Origin of the sequence: Streptomyces sp. NPDC001480, from assembly GCF_042894725.1 — a bacterium.
Classification (GTDB): domain Bacteria; phylum Actinomycetota; class Actinomycetes; order Streptomycetales; family Streptomycetaceae; genus Streptomyces.
This window is the reverse complement of sequence record NZ_JBIAVX010000002.1, coordinates 67,701-86,517: the sequence shown is the minus strand read 5'-3', so window position 1 is coordinate 86,517 and position 18,817 is coordinate 67,701. Positions and strand designations below refer to the sequence as shown.

The following is an 18,817-nucleotide window of genomic DNA, read 5'->3' as shown; positions in this document are numbered from 1 at the left end:
ACCGGCAGCGGTCTACCGGCGGTCCGACAGTTCCCGCGCCCGGCGCACGAACGCCTCGTGCAGGTCCCGCGCCGCCTGCGGTACGGACTCCGCCCGGCGGCGCTGGAGCATCAGCAGCACCCGCGTGCTGTCGTCGGCGAGCGGCCGGTGGACCAGCGCGCCGCACCGCTCCAGCGGATCCCCGACGACACTGAAGTCGGGCAGCACCGTCGCCCCCAGCCCCTCGGCGACCATCAGCTTGCCCATCTCGGCGCCGTCGGTGGAGTACGAGAAGGACGGCGCGCGCCCGGCCAGCAGCCGGTGGACGTAACGGTGCATCACATACCCGGCGCGCATGGCGATCAGGGGCACCCCGAGCAGGTCCTCGACCGAGACCACCGACAGGGACGCCAGCGGGCTGTCGGGACGCACGCACACCACCGGACGACCGCGCAGCAGCTCGGTCGACTCGAAGCCCGCCGGCACGTCGTCCCCGTCCAGGTGGTTCACCAGACCGAGGTCGAAGCCGCCCTCGGTCAGTGCCCGGTGGATCTCCGCCTGCTGGGCGCCCACCACCTCCACCTGGGTGACGGGATGCGCGGCCCGGAAGTCCCGGACGACCGGGATGAGCAGCGGCACGGTCGCCGCGTTGACCGTGCCCACCCGCACCATCCGGCTGACCCGGTGCTGCTCGCCCGCGGCCGACCGCAGCCGGTCCACCGCCTCCAGCACGCCGACGATGTGCGGCAGCAGCTCCCGGCCCTCGGCGCTCATCGTGGCGCCGGACCGCTTGCGCTCCAGCAGATCGACTCCGAGCTCCCGTTCGAGATTGCGCACGGTCTCGCTCAACGCGGGCTGCGACAAACGCAGTTCGTCGGCGGCCCGGCGCAGCGAGCCGAGCCGGGTGACGGCCGCGATGTATTCCAGCTGTTCTATCCGCACGACAGCACAATGCGTCCGTTTCCGGAGGGCGTTCAAGGGTTTCCCTGTCACACCTTCGTGAAATTCAATGGTCCGCGATACGAGAACGGTCGGGTTTTCCTTGACTGCCGTCACCGGCGACTGCCACGATCGACGGCATGAAGATGCGACTGGACCTCACGCGGCGACGCCACGTCGACCTCGCGCGCGTCTCCAGCGCCTCCTGTTGCCCCGCGGCCTGATCCTCGTCCCGGTCCGCCGCCCCGCACTCCCCTTCACCGCCTGAATTCCCCGGCCTTCGCGTGCCCTTTCGCGTGCCCGGAATTCGGCGTGCCCGAAAACCGAGTACATTCCGCAACAGGAGTTCCGCATGTCCGCAGCGCCCGTGAAATTCGCGTACTGGGTCCCCAACGTCAGCGGAGGACTGGTCACCAGCAAGATCGAGCAGCGCACCGACTGGGGGTACGACTACAACCGCGAACTCGCCGTCCTCGCCGAGAACAACGGCTTTGAATACGCCCTCAGCCAGGTCCGCTACATGGCGAGCTACGGCGCCGAGTTCCAGCACGAGTCGACCAGCTTCAGCCTCGCCCTGCTGCTCGCCACCCAGCGCCTGAAGGTCATCGCGGCCGTGCACCCCGGACTGTGGCACCCCGGCGTCCTCGCCAAGCTCGGCGCCACCGCCGACCACCTGTCGAACGGCCGCTTCGCGGTCAACGTCGTCTCCGGCTGGTTCAAGGGCGAGTTCACCGCGCTCGGCGAGCCCTGGCTGGAGCACGACGAGCGTTACCGCCGCGCCGAGGAGTTCATCACCGCCCTGCGCCGGATCTGGACCGAGGACCACGCCGAACTCGCCGGGGACTTCTACCGGTTGCGTGACTTCTCCCTCAAGCCCAAGCCCCTCAACACCCCCGAGCGTCCGCATCCGGAGATCTTCCAGGGCGGCAACTCCACCGCCGCCCGGCAGATGGCCGGCCGGGTCTCCGACTGGTACTTCTCCAACGGCAAGGACTTCGACGGGGTGACCGAACAGATCGCGGACGTCCGCAAGTCGGCGGCGGAAGCGGGACGCACGGCCCCGAGGTTCGGCCTCAACGGCTTCCTCATCGCCCGCGACACCGAGGCCGAGGCCCGCGAGACCCTGCGGGAGATCGTGGCGCGGGCGGACACCGAGGCCGTCGAGGGCTTCGGGGCGGCCGTGAAGCAGGCCGGGCAGTCCACCGCCGACAACAAGGGCATGTGGCAGGACTCCACCTTCCAGGACCTCGTCCAGTACAACGACGGATTCCGGACCGGGCTCATCGGAACCCCGGAACAGATCGCGGAGCGCATCGTCGCCTACAAGAAGCTCGGCGTCGACCTCCTCCTGCTCGGCTTCCTGCACTACCACGAGGAGGTCGAGTACTTCGGCAAGCGGGTGCTGCCCCTCGTGCGCGAGCTCGAGTCCCAACTCCCCGAGACCGGGGCCGCGTCCGTCCCCGCGCACGCCTGACCGTCCGCTCCTGTTCGAAAGAGGAACCCATGGCCACCGTCCTGTCCGTCTCCGGCAGTCCGTCCGCCTCCTCCCGCACCAACCGCCTGCTGCGCCACCTGGACCAGCGGCTGACCGCCCAGGGCCACCAGGTGATCCCCCTCGACGTCCGCACGATCCCCGCCGAGGCCCTGCTGGGCGCGGACTTCCGGCACCCGGCGATCGTCGAGGCGACCGAGCTGTTCGCCCGCGCCGACGGCGTCGTGGTCGGCACCCCGGTCTACAAGGCCTCGTACAGCGGAGTCCTCAAGGCGCTGCTCGACCTGCTGCCGCAGTACGCGCTCACCGGCAAGACCGTGCTGCCGCTGGCCACCGGGGGCAGCACCGCCCATGTCCTCGCCATCGACTACGCGCTGCGCCCGGTGCTGAACTCCATGGGCGCCGCGCACATCGTCCAGGGCTGGTTCACCCTCGACAAGGACATCACGGTGCACGAGGACGGCGCCCTGACCGTCAGCCCGGCCACCGCCGAAGCCCTCGGTCAGGTGCTCGACCAGTTCTCGGCGGCGCTCGGCCGCACCCCGCTGCTGGCCGCGGCGAGCTGACCGCCATGACCGCACACGTCATCGCCGACGACGCCGAGGCCCTCGCCGTCGCGGCGGCGCTGGCCGAGGAGTTCCGGGCGGGCGCGGCCGAGCGGGACGCGGAACGCCGGCTGCCCCGGGCCGAGCTGGACCGGTTGTCCGCCTCGGGTCTGCTCGCGGTCACGGTGCCCGCCGAGCACGGCGGCGCGGATGTGAGCGCCCGGACCCTGGCGGAGATCTTCCGGCTGCTCGGCTCCGCCGACGGCAGCCTCGCCCAGATCCCGCAGAGCCACTTCGCGTACGTCAACGTCATCCGCCGCCAGGGCGGCGAACAGCAGCGGAAGTTCTTCTTCGGCGAGCTGCTCGCGGGCCGCCGCTTCGGCAACGCCCAGTCGGAGGCGGGCACCAGGCACGTCCAGGACATCCGCACCCGCCTGGAGCGCCGGCCCGACGGCTCCTACCTACTGACCGGCGTCAAGCACTACTGCACCGGCGCCCTCTTCGCCGACTGGATCCCGGTGCTGGCCCGCGCCGAGGACGACGAGCTGCACGTGGCGTACGTCCCCCGGGACGCGCCCGGTGTCACGGTCGTCGACGACTGGGACGGCATGGGCCAGCGCACCACGGCCAGCGGCACCGTCCGCCTGGACGCCGTCCCGGTGCCCGCCGACCGGGTCCTCGCCCACCACCTCACCTTCCGGGGACCGCAACTCCACGGCGCGGTCGCGCAGTTGCTGCACGCGGCCATCGACACCGGGATCGCCCGGGGAGCACTGGAGGAGGCCGCCGCGTTCGTCCGGACGAAGAGCAGGCCCTGGTTCGAGAGCGGCTTCGACACCGCCGCCGAGGATCCGCTGCTGATCCAGCGCTTCGGTGAACTCGCCCTGCACGTAAGGACCGCGGAGGCCCTCCTGCGCGAGGCCGCCCGGACCGTGGACGAGGCACGCGCCGACCTCACCGACGACTCGGCGGCCGAGGCCTCCATCGCCGTCGCCGCGGCCAAGGTGCGGGCGGCCGAGGCCGCGGTGGAGGTGGCGAGCGCCCTGTTCGAGGTGTCCGGCACCCGGTCGGCGCTCGACTCGCTCAATCTGCACCGGCACTGGCGCGACGCCCGCACCCACACGCTGCACGACCCGACCCGCTGGAAGATCCAGCACATCGGCCGGTACGTGCTCAGCGGCACCCGCCCGCCCCGCCACGGCCTCCTCTGACGGCGTTGGACAGCCCGACAGCCCGACCACGGACACTCGCGATCGGAGACCCCACGTGTCCCTCACCTTCCACTGGTTCCTGCCCACCAACGGCGACAGCCGCCACGTCGTCGGCGGTGGCCACGGCACCCCGGCCACCGCCTCGGGACGGGACCGGCCGCCGACGGTCGCCTACCTGAGCCAGATCGCCCGCGCCGCCGAGGACCTCGGCTTCGTCGGCGCGCTCACCCCGACCGGGGCCTGGTGCGAGGACGCCTGGCTGACCACCGCGATGGTCAGCCAGAACACCGAGCGGCTGAAGTTCCTCGTCGCCTTCCGGCCCGGCTTCGTGTCACCCACGCTCGCCGCCCAGATGGCCGCCACCTTCCAGCGGCAGACCGGCGGGCGGCTCCTGCTCAACGTGGTCACCGGCGGCGAGAGCCACGAGCAGCGTGCCTACGGCGACTTCCTGGACAAGGACGACCGCTACCGCCGCACCGGCGAATTCCTGGAGGTCGTACGGGGGTTGTGGGACGGCAAGACCGTCGACCTGCACGGCGAGCACCTCCGGGTGGAGGACGCCAGACTGGCCCGGGTGCCGGACCCGGTCCCCGAGGTGTACTTCGGCGGGTCCTCGCCGATCGCGGGCGAGGTCGCGGCCCGGCACGTCGACGTGTACCTCACCTGGGGCGAGCCGCCCGCGCAGGTCGCCGAGAAGATCGCCTGGGTCAGGGGGCTGGCCGCGAAGGAGGGCCGGACGCTGCGGTTCGGGATCCGGCTGCACGTCATCACCCGGGACACCGCCGAGCAGGCCTGGGCCGAGGCCGACCGGCTCCTCGCCGGCTTCGACCCCGCGACCGTCAGCTCCGTGCAGGCCGGGCTGGCCCGCAGCGAGTCCGAGGGCCAGCAGCGGATGCTCGCCCTGCACGGCGGCGGCCGGGACGGGCTGGAGATCCACCCCAACCTGTGGGCCGGGATCGGACTGGTCCGGGGCGGGGCGGGCACGGCCCTGGTCGGCAGCCACGAGGAGGTCGCCGACCGGATCGAGGAGTACGCGGCCCTCGGCATCGAGGAGTTCGTACTGTCCGGGTACCCGCACCTGGAGGAGGCGTACTGGTTCGGCGAGGGCGTCCTCCCGAGGCTCGCCGCGCGCGGGGTGTGGCGGCATCCGCTCGGGCAGGACACCGCCCCCGCCGCTCAGGTGCCGTTCGCGAGCTGAGGTCCACGCCCCGTCAGGGCGTCGAGATGAGCCTCGCGCGACTGCGCGGTCTGCCCCTGCACCAGCAGGAACAGACCTTCCCTGGCCAGGCGTTGAGCCTTGCTGTCCAAGGTCATCGCCCGGCCGCCGCCGGCCACCACCGCCGCGGTGGTGGCCGTCCGCATGACGTCGTACGACCGCGTCCGCAGCGCCAGCCGCTCCGCCGGGTGCCCGGCCGCCGCCGGATCGTCGGCCAGGGCGTAGGCCCGGCGGCGGACCTCGTCCAGGCGGGCGCGGATCGGGCCGGCCGTCTCCTCGTCGAGCAAGGAGAGGGCCGCCTCCGCGACGCCGAACACCGCCGGGGAGGCGTTCACCGTCCGGTCACGGTCGGTCGCCGCCCAGCGTTCGTACGGCATCCGGAGAGCCACCGCCTCCCCGGGCAGCCACAGGCCGTCCAGCTCCAGCGACACCGTGCGGGCGGCGGTCAGGGCCGCCAGGCGGATGGGCGGCGACGCGCGCAGGCCCGGCTGGTCGCGGGCCTCGGCGAAGGCGAAGACCGCCTCGTCGGAGTCGGTGAACCCGGCCAGCAGCAGCACGTCGTTGAGGCCCCAGCCGGTGTACCAGGGGACGGTGCCGTCGAACCGCCAGCCGGTCCCGTCCCGGGTGACCCGGACCGGGGTGCGCGGATGGGACCGCAGGTGCGCGTAGGCGACCCCTGACATGAGTTCTCCGCGTGCCAGCGGGCCCAGCAGCCGCTCCCGGACGGCCGTCTCGCCCTTGGCCAGGATCTGCACCGGTGTGTGGTGCTGCGTCTGCACGAACCACGTCGAGCAGCAGGCCCCGGCGAGGATCTCGGCGGTCTCCCGCGCCACCGGAGCGGGCGCCGCCGAGCCGCCGTACGCCACCGGCGCGCCCAACCCGAGCAGCCCGGACCGCTTGACCGCCTCGATGTGACTCGCGGGCACCCCTTCCTGGTCGACGCGTTCGGCGTTCGGGGCGAGCAGCTCGTCCGCGAGCCGGCGGGCACGGACGACGAGCGGGTGTGCTGCGATGGTCATACGGAGAATTCTCCCGATCCGGCGGGCCGAGATGTCGATCCGGGACTGTGCCGTTCGTGTAGGAGGTGGGACGCCCCCCACCGGGAGCACCCCCGGCGACACCAAGGAGGACATCATGAAGCACTACCTGCTCAGCGTGGTCCAGCCGGCCGGAGCACAGCCGCCCGAGCCCGACGCGCTCGCCGGGATCATGCGCGATGTGGAGGCCTTCAACGACGAGCTGCGCGAGGCCGGGGCCTGGGTCTTCGCCGGCGGACTGCACGGCCCGGAGACGGCCACCGTGCTGCGGCCCAAGGACGGCGACGTGCTCATCACCGACGGGCCGTACGCCGAGGGCAAGGAGTACCTGGGCGGTCTGTGCCTGATCCAGGCCCCCGACCTGGACGCCGCCCTGGAGTGGGGCCGCAAGGCCGCCCTGGCCACCACCCTCCCCATCGAGGTGCGGCCCTTCGTGGACCAGCACTGATGCCCGACACCCCGGACATCGAGGCCGTCTTCCGTACCGAGTACGGGCGTGCGGTCTCCGTCCTCGTCCGCTTCCTCGGCGACATCGACCTCGCCGAGGAAGCGGTCCAGGACGCCTTCGCCACCGCCGTGCGGAAGTGGCCGGAGACCGGGGTGCCGCCCGGCCCGTCCGGCTGGATCATCACCTCCGCCCTCCCCCAGCTCTCGACTTCGCTCGAGCCGGGAGGTACCCCCATCCGCGCGGTCGACCGGCTGCGCCGCGAGGCCGGCCGGGACGCACGGCAGGCCGAGGCCGCCCGGCTGTACGCGCCCGACGCACCGGCCGAGGAGGGCCCCGTGCGCGACGACCGGCTCCGCCTGATCTTCACCTGCTGCCACCCCGCCCTCGCCCCCCAGGCCCGGGTCGCCCTCACCCTGCGGCTGCTCGGCGGGCTGAGCACCGCGCAGATCGCCCGCGCGTTCCTGGTGCCGGAGCCGACCCTGGCCCAGCGTCTGGTCCGGGCGAAGGCGAAGATCCGGGACGCGGGCATCCCGTACCGCGTGCCCCGGGACGCCGACCTGCCCGACCGGCTCGGCGGCGTCCTGGCCGTCCTCTACCTCATCTGCAACGAGGGGTACACCGGCGCGCCCGAGCTGTGCGCCGAAGCCGTCCGGCTGGGCCGTCCGCTGTCCGAGCTGATGCCGGACGAGCCCGAGGCCACCGGCCTGCTCGCGCTGATGCTGCTCGTCGAGGCGCGGCGGGCCGCCCGGCAGGACGAGGACGGCGCCCTCGTGCCGCTGCCCGAGCAGGACCGCGCCCGCTGGGACCGCGCCCTGATCGCCGAGGGCCAGGACCTGGTCCGCCGCTGCCTGCGCTGCAACCGGCCGGGGCCGTACCAGATCCAGGCCGCGATCAACGCCGTGCACAGCGACGCGGCGACGGCCCCGGCCACCGACTGGGGGCAGATCCTGCGGCTGTACGACCAGCTGACGGCCGTCGCCCCGGGCCCCGTGGTCGCCCTGAACCGTGCGGTAGCCGTGGCGGAGGTCGAGGGCCCGGCGCGGGCGCTCGGCCTGGTCGACGAGCTCGACCTCCCGGGCTACCACGTCCGCCACGTCGTCCGCGCCGAACTGCTGCGCCGCCTCGGCCGGCACACCGAGGCCGTAGGGGAGTACGAGACGGCCGCGGAGCTCGCCACGAGCCCGGCGGAGCGGGCGCATCTCGAACGGCGCCGGCGGGAGCTGGTGCGCGCGAAGTGACCGTACCCGCCCCCGGGATTTATTTTGGTACCTGAAAGGTTGGCATTTACATCTGACCCTTCGAGACCGTACTGTCGGGCCGCAAGGTCCGTGCACCCACCAGCGAGGCACCCCGTGAACCACTCCACCCCCGAGCAGCCCGCCGACGTCGTGGCCCGGCTGCGCGCCACCTTCCGCACCGGCCGCACCAAGCCCGTCGAGTGGCGCACCGGCCAGCTGGGCCGCCTGCGCGCGATGCTCACGGAGAACGGCGACGCGCTCGCCGCCGCGCTCCACGCAGACCTGGGCAAGAGCGCCACCGAGGCCTACCGCACGGAGATCGACTTCACGGTCCGCGAGATCGACCACACCCTCGACCACCTCGCCGAGTGGCTGCGCCCCGAGCCCGCCCCCGTCCCGGCGCACCTCGGCGCCGACGCGACGGCCTGGACGCAGTACGACCCGCTCGGCGTCGTCCTCGTCATCGCCCCCTGGAACTACCCCGCGCAGCTCCTGCTCGCCCCGGTGGTCGGCGCGCTGGCCGCGGGGAACGCGGTGGTCGCCAAGCCCAGCGAGCTGGCCCCGGCCACCTCGGCCGCGCTGGCCCGGCTGATCCCGGCGTACCTCGACACCGACGCGGTCGCCGTCGTCGAGGGCGGTGTCCCGGAGACCACGGCCCTGCTGGCCGAGCGCTTCGACCACGTCTTCTACACCGGCAACGGCACCGTCGGCCGCATCGTCATGCGCGCGGCCGCCGAGCACCTCACCCCGGTCACCCTCGAACTGGGCGGCAAGTCACCGGCGTTCGTCGACCGCGGTACCGACCTGGACACGGTCGCCGACCGGCTGGCGCGCGGCAAGTTCCTCAACGCGGGCCAGACCTGCGTGGCCCCCGACTACGTGCTCACCGACCCGGAGACCGCCGCCGCTCTCGAACCCGCGCTCGTGCGGGCCGTGCAGGCGCTGTACGGCACCGACCCCGCGACCTCGCCCGAGTACGGCCGGATCGTCAACGAGCGCCACTTCGACCGGCTCAGCGGCCTGCTCGACTCCGGCCGGGCGATCGTCGGCGGCACCGGCGACCGCGCGGCGAAGTACCTCGCGCCAACCGTGCTGGCCGACGTCGACCCGAAGTCCCCCGTCATGCAGGAGGAGATCTTCGGTCCCATCCTGCCGATCGTCACGGTGCCCGGCCTCGACGAGGCGATCGACTTCGTCAACGACCGCGACAAGCCCCTCGCGCTGTACGTGTTCACCGAGTCCGAGGGGACCAGGGAGCGGATCGCCGCCGAGACCTCCTCCGGCGGCCTCGGGTACGGCCTTCCCCTCGCCCATCTCACCGTCTCCGACCTGCCGTTCGGCGGGGTGGGGGAGAGCGGTACGGGCAGTTACCACGGGCGGTACTCGATCGAGACGTTCAGTCACCGCAAGGCGGTGCTGTCCAAGCCGCTGCACTGACCCCCCGGGTTCCCGTGGGCCCGGCCGCAGCACCGGCGGCCGGGCCCGGCTCACCGGGTCGTGCGAGCGGAACCGCTGACGTGAAACCGCGTGCCATGGTGTCATGCACCTGACCTTCAACCGTCAGTCAGGAAGGGCACCCGCATGCGCACCCCCCACGCCCTGTTCGCCACGGCCGTCGCGCTCGCCGCCGCGGTCGTCGCACCCCCGTCCCACGCCCACGCCGCCACCGCGGTCCCGGCCGCCGGCGTGTACTACGTCCAGAGCGCCGTGACCGGCCTCGACGCGGCGGACCACGGGGGAGCGGTGGAGCAGCACAGACCCAAGGGCGACGAGGACCACCAGCAGTGGAACCTGAGGGCGAGCGGATCGTCGTACGTCCTCGAGAGCACGGACACGGCGGGCAGCTGCCTGGGCCGCTCCGGCGACCAGGCCGCGACCGTCACCTGTGCGAGCGCCGACGCGGCCTGGGAGATCAGCCCGCTCGGAGACGACCGCTACACGCTCAGGTCCCCGGGCACCGACCGGTATCTGTCCCTGGGGGCCAAGCCCTCCGGCGGCACCTACCCGGACCGGCTGACCGTCGGCGCCGCCGGGGACCTCACCGCCTGGTACCTCACCCCGGTCTCGCCCACCACCGGCCCGATGCCCTCGCCGGACCGGCGCACCCTCGACCAGGTCACCTTCCTCACCGCCCACAACGCCTACGCCAACGGCGTCGACGGCGGCTTCGCCCCGCCCTTCGTCAACCTCTTCCCCAACCAGACCCGGGGCATCGACCAGCAACTCGCCGACGGCGTCCGCGGATTCATGCTGGACATCCATCAGACCCCGGACGGCGCGATCCTCTGCCACGACAGCTGCACCCTCGTCAGCAGGCCCGTCGCCCTGTGGGTGGACGTCCAGCGGATCGTGAACTTCCTCAAGGCACACCCCGACCAGTTCGCCACCATCTTCCTGGAGGACTACGTCGACCCCGGTGTCCTGCGCTCCGAACTCGCCCGCGTGAACGGCCTGTCGGACGTGCTCTACCGGCCCGACCGGACCGGGGTACGGCAGAACGGCTGGCCCAGGCTGGCCGATCTGACCGCGGCCGGTCAGCGGCTGCTGATCTTCACCGACCACAGCCGTGCGGCCGACGAGTCGGCGGGGCTGACCCGGGACAGCTTCGGCGTGATGTACCAGCGGGAGTGGACCGTGGAGAACTACTGGTCGATGGGCCCGGGCATCGGCTCCTCCGACTGGTCCTGCTACAGCCGCTGGTACGACGCGAACACCACCCTCCCGCTCACCCGCTCCGAGTCCGGCTTCCACCCGCTGTTCGTGATGAACCACTTCCGTGACGCCACCGTTACCGCCACCGCGCAGAGCGACAACACCAAACTCGCCGACCGCGCCCGCCGCTTCTGCCAGCCGGCCGCCCGCAAGAAGCCCACCTTCCTCGCCGTGGACCGCTACGACCTGGGCGACCCGGCCTCCGCGGTGGCCGCCCTGAACACGTACACGTATCCGTAGGGCCTCTGCGGTCGTGCCGGGGCGCGTGTGCGAGTCGGTCGTCCGCGAGTTGCCCGCCGTCCTCGGCGTGCGCGGCTACGGCCTGGGGGCGGCCCGTGTGGTGGCCGCCCTGAACACATAGACGTACTCCGTAGAATCTCCTCGGCCGTGCCGGGCGCGTGGGCGAGACTCCGCCGGTGGCCACTCCATCGGTCACCGCGGACGCGTCCGGCAGGCCGAGCGACCGGGCACGCTCCGTCCCAGCGCGGTGTTGATGAGTTCGCCGGCGGAGCGCGGCGCGTCGCCCGGACCCTGCACCAGGGCCCGCACGTGCTCGCCGTTCCCGGCACCGGCAATCCCGACCACCTCGCCGAGAACGCGCCGCGGGAGCCCTGTGCCGCACCGACGAGGAGCTACGGTGGCTGAACGCGCCGCGCACGGGTCCGGCTCTTCCATAATGGAAGACGGCATCGTGCGGATGAGCCGATCATCCGCGGACGGATACGGGGTGAGGAACCTTTCCATGACCGACGCGAAGGACGAACGCCGTCCGGCCGGCGAGCTGGAAGCGAGCGTCATGGCCGCCCTCTGGGCCGCCGGCGCGCCCCAGACGCCCGGCCAGGTGCAGCTCAGCCTCGGTGCCGGCCTGGCGCGCACCACGGTGACCACGATCCTGACCCGGCTGCACGACAAGGGAGTCGTCGACCGGCGGCGGCAGGGCCGCGGGTACGCCTACTTCCCGGTCCAGGACGCCCAGGGCCTCACCGCCCGCCGGATGCACACCGAGCTCGACCGGGACAGTGACCGCGAGACCGTGCTCGCCCGTTTCGTCGCCCAGCTCAGCCCCGACGACGAGCGGATCCTGCGCGACCTCCTCGAACCCCCCGCAGAGCGATGACCGTCCTGCTGCTCCTGCCGCTCGTGCTGACGTTCGCCCTGCCCGCGCTCGCCCGGCGGACCGCCGACCGGCTGGCGCCCGCCGCCGCGCTGTGGCTGATCACCGTCTCGGCGGTCGTGTGCGCGGGCTGTTCGCTCGCCGCGCTCGGTGCCTTCGTGCTCATCGGCCTGCTCAAGGTGTCCCTCTTCGCCACGCTCGGCGAACTCGTCCACCCCCTGCGCACCGCCTCCGACCTCTTCGTGGTCCCGGCGGCCGCGACCTCCGTCGGCGTGCTGGCCGTGTGCGCCTGGACCCTCGCGCGCTCGGTCTGCCGTCAGACCCGCGCCTTCCGCGCGGCCCGCTCCGAGGCCGGGCGCGGGCCCGCCGCGGGCGACCTGTGCGTGGTCGACTCGCCGCACCCGGACGCGTACGCGCTGCCCGGGCGCCCGCACCGGATCGTCGTCACCACCGGGATGCTGCGCAGTCTGGACGCCGCCGAGCGGGAGGCCCTCTTCGCCCATGAACGGGCCCACAACCAGGGCGGCCACCACTACTTCCTCGCTGCCGCCGAGCTCGCCGCCCACTGTCACCCCGCGCTGCGCCCCGTCCGCGAGACCATCCGGCTCGCCGCCGAGCGCGCCGCCGACGAGGCCGCGGCCGACGCCGTCGGCGACCGGCGCCTGACCGCCCGCGCCATCGCCCGCGCCGCCCTGGTGGGCCAGGCCGCCCGCGGGGACCGCCCGGACTTCGCCCCGGCCGTGACGACCGGGCCCGTCCCCCAGCGCGTGCAGGCCCTCCTGACGGCCCCGCGCCGCGCCGCCGCCCCCTCCTGGATCGCCCTCGTGCTCGTCGCCTGCGCCGGCCTCTCCTTCGCCGCGTCCGCGACCGGGGTGATCGACTTCCACCACCGGGTGGAGGTCGCCCAGGGCGAGGAGCGCGGCTGACCGCGGGCCCGCCGCACGCCGGAGCCCCGTGCTCCGTGGACTGGCATCCGTGACGTTTTACGTATAACCTCACCCGTCAACCGCCCTCCGGTACATCCCCTCCGGCGCATCCGCGAAAGGCCCCGATGAAACGCGTCGCCCTGGTCACCCTCGTCGTCGACGACTACGACGAGGCGATCCGCTTCTACACCGAGGCCCTCGGATTCCGGCTCGCCGCGGACGAGCCGCGCCCCGACGGCTCCCGCTGGGTCGTCGTGGAGCCCGCGCCGCAAGCGGCCGGGACCGGTCTGCTGCTGGCCCGCGCCAAGGGCGACGCCCAGCAGGCCCGGGTCGGCGACCAGACCGGCGGGCGGGTCGGATTCTTCCTGCACACGGACGACTTCGCCCGCGACCACGCCCGGATGACCGCCGCCGGCGTGACCTTCCTGGAGGAACCGCGCCACGAGCCCTACGGCTCGGTCGCCGTCTTCCAGGACCTGTACGGCAACCGCTGGGACCTGCTCCAGCCCGCCGACTGACACGTCATACCAGCCGCTTCGAACCAACGCCCAAGGAAAGACCAGCCATGACCGCTACGCGCGTAGACGCCGAAGTGATCCGCCGCCTGCCCAAGGCCGTCCTGCACGACCACCTCGACGGCGGCCTGCGCCCCGCCACCGTCGTCGAGCTCGCGGCCGCGGTCGGCCACACCCTGCCCACCACCGACCCCGACGAGCTGGCCGCCTGGTACTTCGAGGCCGCGAACTCCGGCGACCTGGTCCGCTACATAGCCACCTTCGAACACACCCTCGCCGTCATGCAGCACCGCGAGGGCCTCCTGCGGGTCGCCGAGGAGTACGTCCTGGACCTCGCCGCCGACGGCGTCGTCTACGCCGAGGTGCGCTACGCCCCCGAGCTGAACACCAAGGGCGGGCTGTCGCTGAGCGCGGTCGTGGAGACGGTCCAGGAGGGCCTCGCCGCCGGCATGGCCAAGGCGGCCGCCGCCGGTACCCCCGTGCGGGTCGGCACGCTGCTGTGCGGCATGCGGATGTTCGACCGCGTCCGCGAGGCCGCCGACCTGGCCGTCGCCTACCGGGACGCCGGTGTCGTCGGCTTCGACATCGCCGGCGCCGAGGACGGCTTCCCCGCCGCCGACCACCTGGCCGCCTTCGAGCACCTGCGCCGGGAGAGCGTGCCGTTCACCATCCACGCCGGCGAGGCGTACGGCCTGTCCAGCATCCACCAGGCCCTCCAGGTCTGCGGCGCCCAGCGCATCGGCCACGGTGTGCGCATCACCGAGGACATCCCCGACCTCGCGGCCGGCAAGCTCGGCCGGCTGGCCGGCTGGGTGCGCGACCGACGCATCGCCCTGGAGATGTGCCCCACCTCCAACCTCCAGACGGGCTGCGCCACCTCGATCGCCGAGCACCCCATCACCGCCCTGAAGGACCTCGGCTTCCGGGTCACCCTCAACACCGACAACCGGCTGGTCTCCGGTACGACGATGACCCGCGAGATGTCCCTGCTGGTCGAGGAGGCGGGCTGGACGGTCGAGGACCTGCGCACGGTCACGGTGAACGCCCTCAAGAGCGCGTTCATCCCGTTCGACGAGCGCAAGGCCCTCATCGAGGACGTGGTCCTGCCCGGTTACGCGTCCGTGCTCTGAAGGAGCCCCCGCACGTAGGCGGCCTGTCCGATGTGCTGAAGGTCGTCGGACAGGACGCTGACCAGCCGCACGCCCAGGCTGACCGGGGGATCCCAGCGTTCGTCCACGACGCGCTCGAGGTCCTTGGCGGGCAGGTCCCGCAGTACGCCGAGCGTCTGCTCGTGCACGGCGTCGTAGTACCCGGTCAGCAGGTCCGCCGAGTCCACCCGTACCCTGGCGACCTTGGCGGGGCTGTGCCCGTAGCCCGTGTCGTGGCGCGGCAGATCGAGCCCGAGGCGCTTGTCCCAGCCCTGCGACAGCCACACCTGGTCCAGGTCGAAGGCGTCGGCGACATGGTCGTCCTGGACCCGGGTGAGATGCCAGACCAGCCAGGCGACGGAGTTGGCTGCGGGGGCCGGGCGGGCGTGGAGTTCGTCCGGCCCGAGCCCGTCGAGGGCGGCATGGACTTCTTCTTGGACGCGGCCGAAGCCGTCGATGAGGATGTCCCTTGCGTGCATACGTCCACCATCGCGCATCGCGTGCCCTCATGCGTCCGGAATCCAGCTCCCGTGGAAGCCCAGCGGTACCCGTCCCGGCAGATGGATCCGGGCGACCGGCTCGCCCGTGAAGTCCTGGGCGGCGAGGACGACCAGGTCGGCCGCCCCGCGATCCGGGTCGTGGACGTAGGCGAGCGCGTACCCGTCGTCCTCCGCGGCCCCCGGGTCCGCGGCGTCCCGCGGCACGAACACCGCCTCGCCCGCCGCCGCGTTCCTCGGCAACCGGTGCACCTGCGTGCGGCCCCGCAGCAGGTCGTGCTTGATGAGCGCGTCGGAGAAGGCGCGGTCGGGCGGGTTGCCGTCGGACGTCAGGTACGCGAGCGACATGTCCGCGGCCGCGGCGGAGTAGCCGTAGCGGTGGCGCCGGGAGACCAACGCCTCGTTGACGCGCGGGAATTCCTGCGGCCGGTCGTCCAGGACCCGCTGCCGCACCCGCCCGTGCCGCAGGTCGACCGTCCAGCGTTCGAGCCTGGCGGGGCCCACCGCTGACGGGCCGTCCGTGCCGCGCCCGGCCACCTCGAAGGGTGCCGGACAGGTCGTCAGGTCCACCACCACGGACGAACCCTCGTCGTAGGCGTTGAGGGTGTGCGAGCAGAAGACCGGTTCTATCCCGAACCAGCGCACCGGACCGCCGGTCCGCCGCATGACGCCCACGCGGGTGGGGTGCTCACGGTTCCAGACGTAGGGCACCGGGGTGCCGCGGCCGGCGGCCCCCGGGTCGAAGGTGACCGGGATGTCGAAGACGACGACGTGCCGCTCGGTGAGCGCGAAGTCGTGCATCATCGGCGCGTCCGCCACCGGTATCCGGGTGGTCCGGGCGACCTCGCCGGACGGGCCCACCACCAGGTGCCGGACGTGGTCCCAGGTCGGGTAGTAGGCGATGGCGTGGAGTTCCCCGGCGTGCGCGTCGTACTTGGTGTGGGCGGTGAACGCGCCCTCCAGGGTGCCCCGGAAGTCGTGGGTGCCCACGGTGTTCAGCTCGCCGTCGAGTTCGTAGGGCAGTGGACCGCTCTCCTGGAGCGCGAGGATCCGGCCCCGGTAGGGGATCACGTGCGTGTTGCAGGGGAAGTCGTCCGGCGGCACCGGGCCCGGACACGGCTCACCCAGCTTCTTCGCCACCTGCGAGGACCGCACCCAGCGGTTGCGGTACCACTCGGCCCTGCCGTCGCGCAGCCGGACCCCGTGGACCATGCCCTCGCCGAGCATCCAGTGGTGGGCGCGGGGGTCCTCCAGGCCGAGGACGTTGGGGCCGTTGCGCAGGAAGCGGCCGTTCAGCTCGCGCGGTACGCGGCCCGTCACCGGTAAGTCGTAGGCGGTCAGTTCCTCGGTGACGGGTGTGAACGCACCCTCGAGGAAGGGGTACCGGCCTTCCGTCATGCGCTGGGCGGCCCGGGCCGCCGCCGGGTGCCCGGCCGTCCCGAGGAGCGCGCCGGTGGCCGCGATCCCGGCCGCCGAGCGCAGCACGGTCCGGCGAGTGTGTTCCGCCATCTCTCCCACTCCTGAACGTCGTCGGTGTGACGCTCACGAGTCTGCGGCGGCGGGCGGCCGCGGTCAGGGGGCCTGGGGACCGTCCAGGGGTGGTGCCAGACCCCCTGTTTCGAGCAGCCCGACCAGCGCGCGGGCCGCGGGGCCGGTGGCCTGCTCCGGCGGCAGCAGGGCGACGGTCTCGTACTCCGCCTCGCCCGTGCCCTTCAGGGGCAGAGCGGTGAGCCCCGGCCGCTTGTGGCGGAAGTGCCGGGGCACCACGGCGATCCCGAGGTTCTCGTCGACCAGGTCCAGCAGACCGTGCACGTCGTTGACCTCCAGGGCGACCGTGCGCCGCACGCCCGCGGCGGCGAAGGCCGCGTCCGTGGTGCGGCGCGGACCCCAGTCGGGGTGGAAGTCGACGAAGACCTCCCCGCCGACGTCGTGCGGTGTCAGCACCGGTCCGGCCGTCGCGAGGCGGTGGCTGGGATGGCACAGCACGGTCATCGGCTCGCTCGTCAGCGACACCGACCGCAGCTGGTCGCTGTCCGCCTGTGTGCGGTAGGCGAAGGCGAGGTCCAGCCGCCCGGCGGCCACCTCCTCCGCCAGCGCGCCCGAGCCCGCCTGCCGCAGCCGGATCTCCACATCCGGGTGCCGCCGCCGGAACGCGGCCAGCAGCCCCGCCACGTGCACCCCGGCGATGCACTGCTCGGTGCCCAGCGCCAGCGTCCCGCGCAGCACCCCCTGCACCGCGGCCACCGCCTCGTGCGCGGCCCTGACCTGCGCCAGGATCCGCTCCGCCTCGGCGAGGAGCGCGCGGCCCGCCTCGGTCAGCGTCACCCGGCGGGTGGTCCGCACGAACAGCGGCGCCCGCAGTTCCCGCTCCAGCGCCCGGATCGACGCGGACAGGCCCGACTGGGACACCATCAGCCGCTCCGCCGCGCGGGTGAAGTGCTGGTCCTCGGCCACGGCGACGAAGTGCTGGAGATGGCGCAGTTCCATGATTGAGAAGCCTATCCGCTGAATACCATCGGATTCTTCTGTTGGACCGCTGCACGCCGCTCGCGCCAGAGTGGGCGCCGGTAGATAGTGTGCCAACCCCTCTGGAGTCGCGTTGTACACCGCACACCCCGACCGTTACACGGACATGCCCTACCGGCGCACCGGACGCAGCGGTCTGAAGCTCCCGGCGCTGTCGCTCGGTCTGTGGCACAACTTCGGTCCCGACCGTCCCGTCGAGACCCAGCGCGCCATCCTGCGCCGGGCCTTCGACCTCGGGGTCACCCACTTCGACCTCGCCAACAACTACGGCCCGCCGCCCGGCGCCGCCGAGTCCGCCCTCGGCGAGGCGCTGAAGGCCGACTTCGCGCCGTACCGCGACGAACTGGTCATCTCCACCAAGGCGGGCTACCTCATGTGGCCCGGCCCGTACGGCGAATGGGGTTCGCGCAAGTACGTGCTGTCCTCGCTCGACCAGAGCCTGAAGCGGATGGGTCTGGAGTACGTCGACATCTTCTACTCGCACCGCCCGGACCCGGAGACTCCCCTGGAGGAGACGATGGGTGCCCTGCACTCGGCGGTCCAGCAGGGCAAGGCGCTCTACGTCGGCGTGTCCAACTACTCCCCGGAGCAGACCCGCGAGGCCGCCCGCATCCTCGGCGAGCTGGGCACCCCGCTCCTGATCCACCAGCCGCGCTACTCCATGCTCGACCGCCGCCCCGAGGAAGGCCTCCTCGACGTCCTCGACGAACTCCAGGCGGGCTCCATCGCCTACTCCCCGCTGGAGCAGGGCCTGCTCACCGGCCGCTACCTCGACGGCATCCCCGAGGACTCCCGGGCCGCGAGCGACAGCCCCTTCCTCAACTCCGACGCGGTGACCGAGGAACTGGTCGGCAAGCTGCGCGCCCTCGACGACATCGCCAAGTCCCGCGGCCAGAGCCTGGCCCAGCTCGCCCTGGCCTGGGTGCTGCGCGGCGGCCGGGTCACCTCCGCCCTCGTCGGCGCGAGCAGCCCCCAGCAACTGGCGGACAGCGTCGCCGCGATCGGCAACCTGGACTTCGACGCGGAGGAGCTGGCGCGGATCGACGCGGTGGTCAAGGGCTAGGCCGCTTCTCTTCCTCCCCGCCCGCCGCGGGGCAGGCCGTCGGGCGGGCTAACGGGAGGGCGACGACGGGGCCCAAAGCCTGCCCGGCCCGCATGCCCCAGCACCGCCCCGGCGGCGCCGGGCCCGCCCTCCGGGCGGACGACGGGAAGGCGGCAGCAGGCCTCAGCGGAGCGCCGGCCGCGCCGACCGCTCACCACCCCGGCCGCGACCA

At 72.9% G+C, this 18,817-nt stretch carries 19 protein-coding genes; 14 read left to right on the top strand and 5 right to left on the bottom strand.

Going from position 1 to position 18,817, the window contains the following annotated elements; translation table 11 throughout:
* Positions 1-12: 12 nt before the first annotated feature.
* Positions 13-921, bottom strand: coding sequence for a LysR family transcriptional regulator (locus tag ACFY01_RS04265; protein ID WP_390734123.1), 909 nt, complete (start codon positions 919-921; stop codon positions 13-15).
* Positions 922-1,058: 137 nt separating this feature from the next.
* On the opposite strand from ACFY01_RS04265, the gene ACFY01_RS04260 reads away from it, so the two are divergent.
* The 5 genes from ACFY01_RS04260 to ACFY01_RS04240 all read left to right on the top strand — a co-directional run bounded on the left by ACFY01_RS04260 (position 1,059) and on the right by ACFY01_RS04240 (position 5,364).
* Positions 1,059-1,142 (top strand): putative leader peptide, encoded by an 84-nt coding sequence (locus tag ACFY01_RS04260; RefSeq protein WP_356352894.1) that lies wholly within the window; start codon positions 1,059-1,061, stop codon positions 1,140-1,142.
* Positions 1,143-1,270: 128 nt separating this feature from the next.
* Positions 1,271-2,392: a dimethylsulfone monooxygenase SfnG gene (sfnG, locus tag ACFY01_RS04255; RefSeq protein WP_390734122.1), complete on the top strand. Its 1,122-nt coding sequence runs from the start codon at positions 1,271-1,273 to the stop codon at positions 2,390-2,392.
* A 29-nt stretch (positions 2,393-2,421) separates the two neighbouring features.
* The gene (ssuE, locus tag ACFY01_RS04250) at positions 2,422-2,976 is read left to right on the top strand and encodes an NADPH-dependent FMN reductase (protein ID WP_390734121.1); all 555 of its coding nucleotides are present in this window, start codon (positions 2,422-2,424) and stop codon (positions 2,974-2,976) included.
* 5 nt (positions 2,977-2,981) lie between these two features.
* Positions 2,982-4,166: an SfnB family sulfur acquisition oxidoreductase gene (locus ACFY01_RS04245; protein ID WP_390734120.1), complete on the top strand. Its 1,185-nt coding sequence runs from the start codon at positions 2,982-2,984 to the stop codon at positions 4,164-4,166.
* A 55-nt stretch (positions 4,167-4,221) separates the two neighbouring features.
* Entirely contained in the window at positions 4,222-5,364 is a 1,143-nt protein-coding gene (locus ACFY01_RS04240) for an LLM class flavin-dependent oxidoreductase (RefSeq protein WP_390734119.1), read from the top strand.
* On the opposite strand, the gene ACFY01_RS04235 is transcribed toward ACFY01_RS04240, so the two are convergent.
* Entirely contained in the window at positions 5,343-6,401 is a 1,059-nt protein-coding gene (locus ACFY01_RS04235) for an acyl-CoA dehydrogenase family protein (RefSeq protein WP_390734118.1), read from the bottom strand. The two genes, ACFY01_RS04240 and ACFY01_RS04235, sit on opposite strands and share 22 nt — an antisense overlap.
* Positions 6,402-6,516: 115 nt before the next feature.
* Here ACFY01_RS04235 and ACFY01_RS04230 point away from each other — a divergent pair, with 115 nt between their 5' ends.
* The 8 genes from ACFY01_RS04230 to ACFY01_RS04195 all read left to right on the top strand — a co-directional run bounded on the left by ACFY01_RS04230 (position 6,517) and on the right by ACFY01_RS04195 (position 14,502).
* A complete protein-coding gene (locus ACFY01_RS04230) occupies positions 6,517-6,867 on the top strand; it encodes a YciI family protein (RefSeq protein ID WP_390734117.1) in 351 nt (116 codons plus the stop codon).
* Entirely contained in the window at positions 6,867-8,105 is a 1,239-nt protein-coding gene (locus tag ACFY01_RS04225) for an RNA polymerase sigma factor (RefSeq protein WP_390734116.1), read from the top strand. Before ACFY01_RS04230 ends, ACFY01_RS04225 begins: the two co-directional genes overlap by 1 nt.
* Positions 8,106-8,219: 114 nt before the next feature.
* Positions 8,220-9,542 carry an aldehyde dehydrogenase family protein gene (locus tag ACFY01_RS04220; RefSeq protein WP_390734115.1) on the top strand — a complete coding sequence of 441 codons (1,323 nt, stop codon included), beginning with the start codon at positions 8,220-8,222 and terminating at the stop codon, positions 9,540-9,542.
* Between the two features lie 144 nt (positions 9,543-9,686).
* Positions 9,687-11,057: an RICIN domain-containing protein gene (locus ACFY01_RS04215; RefSeq protein WP_390734114.1), complete on the top strand. Its 1,371-nt coding sequence runs from the start codon at positions 9,687-9,689 to the stop codon at positions 11,055-11,057.
* Between the two features lie 502 nt (positions 11,058-11,559).
* Positions 11,560-11,934, top strand: a complete 375-nt coding sequence (locus tag ACFY01_RS04210) for a BlaI/MecI/CopY family transcriptional regulator (protein WP_390734113.1) — start codon at positions 11,560-11,562, stop codon at positions 11,932-11,934.
* On the top strand, positions 11,931-12,857 hold the full coding sequence (locus ACFY01_RS04205) for a M48 family metalloprotease (RefSeq protein WP_390734112.1): 927 nt from the start codon (positions 11,931-11,933) through the stop codon (positions 12,855-12,857). The genes ACFY01_RS04210 and ACFY01_RS04205 overlap by 4 nt, the downstream gene beginning before the upstream one ends.
* Before the next feature lie 125 nt (positions 12,858-12,982).
* Positions 12,983-13,375: a VOC family protein gene (locus ACFY01_RS04200; RefSeq protein WP_390734111.1), complete on the top strand. Its 393-nt coding sequence runs from the start codon at positions 12,983-12,985 to the stop codon at positions 13,373-13,375.
* Positions 13,376-13,422: 47 nt separating this feature from the next.
* On the top strand, positions 13,423-14,502 hold the full coding sequence (locus ACFY01_RS04195) for an adenosine deaminase (protein ID WP_390734110.1): 1,080 nt from the start codon (positions 13,423-13,425) through the stop codon (positions 14,500-14,502).
* Here ACFY01_RS04195 and ACFY01_RS04190 read toward each other — a convergent pair.
* The 3 genes from ACFY01_RS04190 to ACFY01_RS04180 all read right to left on the bottom strand — a co-directional run bounded on the left by ACFY01_RS04190 (position 14,484) and on the right by ACFY01_RS04180 (position 17,504).
* Positions 14,484-14,999, bottom strand: coding sequence for a DUF664 domain-containing protein (locus ACFY01_RS04190; protein WP_390734109.1), 516 nt, complete (start codon positions 14,997-14,999; stop codon positions 14,484-14,486). The genes ACFY01_RS04195 and ACFY01_RS04190 overlap by 19 nt on opposite strands.
* A 27-nt stretch (positions 15,000-15,026) precedes the next feature.
* Positions 15,027-16,526: a carotenoid oxygenase family protein gene (locus ACFY01_RS04185; protein WP_390734108.1), complete on the bottom strand. Its 1,500-nt coding sequence runs from the start codon at positions 16,524-16,526 to the stop codon at positions 15,027-15,029.
* A 63-nt stretch (positions 16,527-16,589) separates the two neighbouring features.
* Positions 16,590-17,504 (bottom strand): LysR family transcriptional regulator, encoded by a 915-nt coding sequence (locus tag ACFY01_RS04180; protein ID WP_390734107.1) that lies wholly within the window; start codon positions 17,502-17,504, stop codon positions 16,590-16,592.
* A gap of 112 nt (positions 17,505-17,616) precedes the next feature.
* On the opposite strand from ACFY01_RS04180, the gene mgrA reads away from it, so the two are divergent.
* Positions 17,617-18,606, top strand: a complete 990-nt coding sequence (gene mgrA / locus ACFY01_RS04175) for an L-glyceraldehyde 3-phosphate reductase (RefSeq protein WP_390734106.1) — start codon at positions 17,617-17,619, stop codon at positions 18,604-18,606.
* Positions 18,607-18,817: the final 211 nt, after the last annotated feature.

Bases quoted from the DNA above. Each gene is read 5' to 3' on its own strand.
- ACFY01_RS04260 (WP_356352894.1), top strand. From the start codon at position 1,059: ATGAAGATGCGACTGGACCTCACGCGGCGACGCCACGTCGACCTCGCG.
- sfnG (WP_390734122.1), top strand. From the start codon at position 1,271: ATGTCCGCAGCGCCCGTGAAATTCGCGTACTGGGTCCCCAACGTCAGC.
- ssuE (WP_390734121.1), top strand. From the start codon at position 2,422: ATGGCCACCGTCCTGTCCGTCTCCGGCAGTCCGTCCGCCTCCTCCCGC.
- ACFY01_RS04245 (WP_390734120.1), top strand. From the start codon at position 2,982: ATGACCGCACACGTCATCGCCGACGACGCCGAGGCCCTCGCCGTCGCG.
- ACFY01_RS04235 (WP_390734118.1), bottom strand. From the start codon at position 6,401: ATGACCATCGCAGCACACCCGCTCGTCGTCCGTGCCCGCCGGCTCGCG.
- ACFY01_RS04230 (WP_390734117.1), top strand. From the start codon at position 6,517: ATGAAGCACTACCTGCTCAGCGTGGTCCAGCCGGCCGGAGCACAGCCG.
- ACFY01_RS04225 (WP_390734116.1), top strand. From the start codon at position 6,867: ATGCCCGACACCCCGGACATCGAGGCCGTCTTCCGTACCGAGTACGGG.
- ACFY01_RS04215 (WP_390734114.1), top strand. From the start codon at position 9,687: ATGCGCACCCCCCACGCCCTGTTCGCCACGGCCGTCGCGCTCGCCGCC.
- ACFY01_RS04210 (WP_390734113.1), top strand. From the start codon at position 11,560: ATGACCGACGCGAAGGACGAACGCCGTCCGGCCGGCGAGCTGGAAGCG.
- ACFY01_RS04205 (WP_390734112.1), top strand. From the start codon at position 11,931: ATGACCGTCCTGCTGCTCCTGCCGCTCGTGCTGACGTTCGCCCTGCCC.
- ACFY01_RS04200 (WP_390734111.1), top strand. From the start codon at position 12,983: ATGAAACGCGTCGCCCTGGTCACCCTCGTCGTCGACGACTACGACGAG.
- ACFY01_RS04195 (WP_390734110.1), top strand. From the start codon at position 13,423: ATGACCGCTACGCGCGTAGACGCCGAAGTGATCCGCCGCCTGCCCAAG.
- ACFY01_RS04190 (WP_390734109.1), bottom strand. From the start codon at position 14,999: ATGCACGCAAGGGACATCCTCATCGACGGCTTCGGCCGCGTCCAAGAA.
- ACFY01_RS04185 (WP_390734108.1), bottom strand. From the start codon at position 16,526: ATGGCGGAACACACTCGCCGGACCGTGCTGCGCTCGGCGGCCGGGATC.
- ACFY01_RS04180 (WP_390734107.1), bottom strand. From the start codon at position 17,504: ATGGAACTGCGCCATCTCCAGCACTTCGTCGCCGTGGCCGAGGACCAG.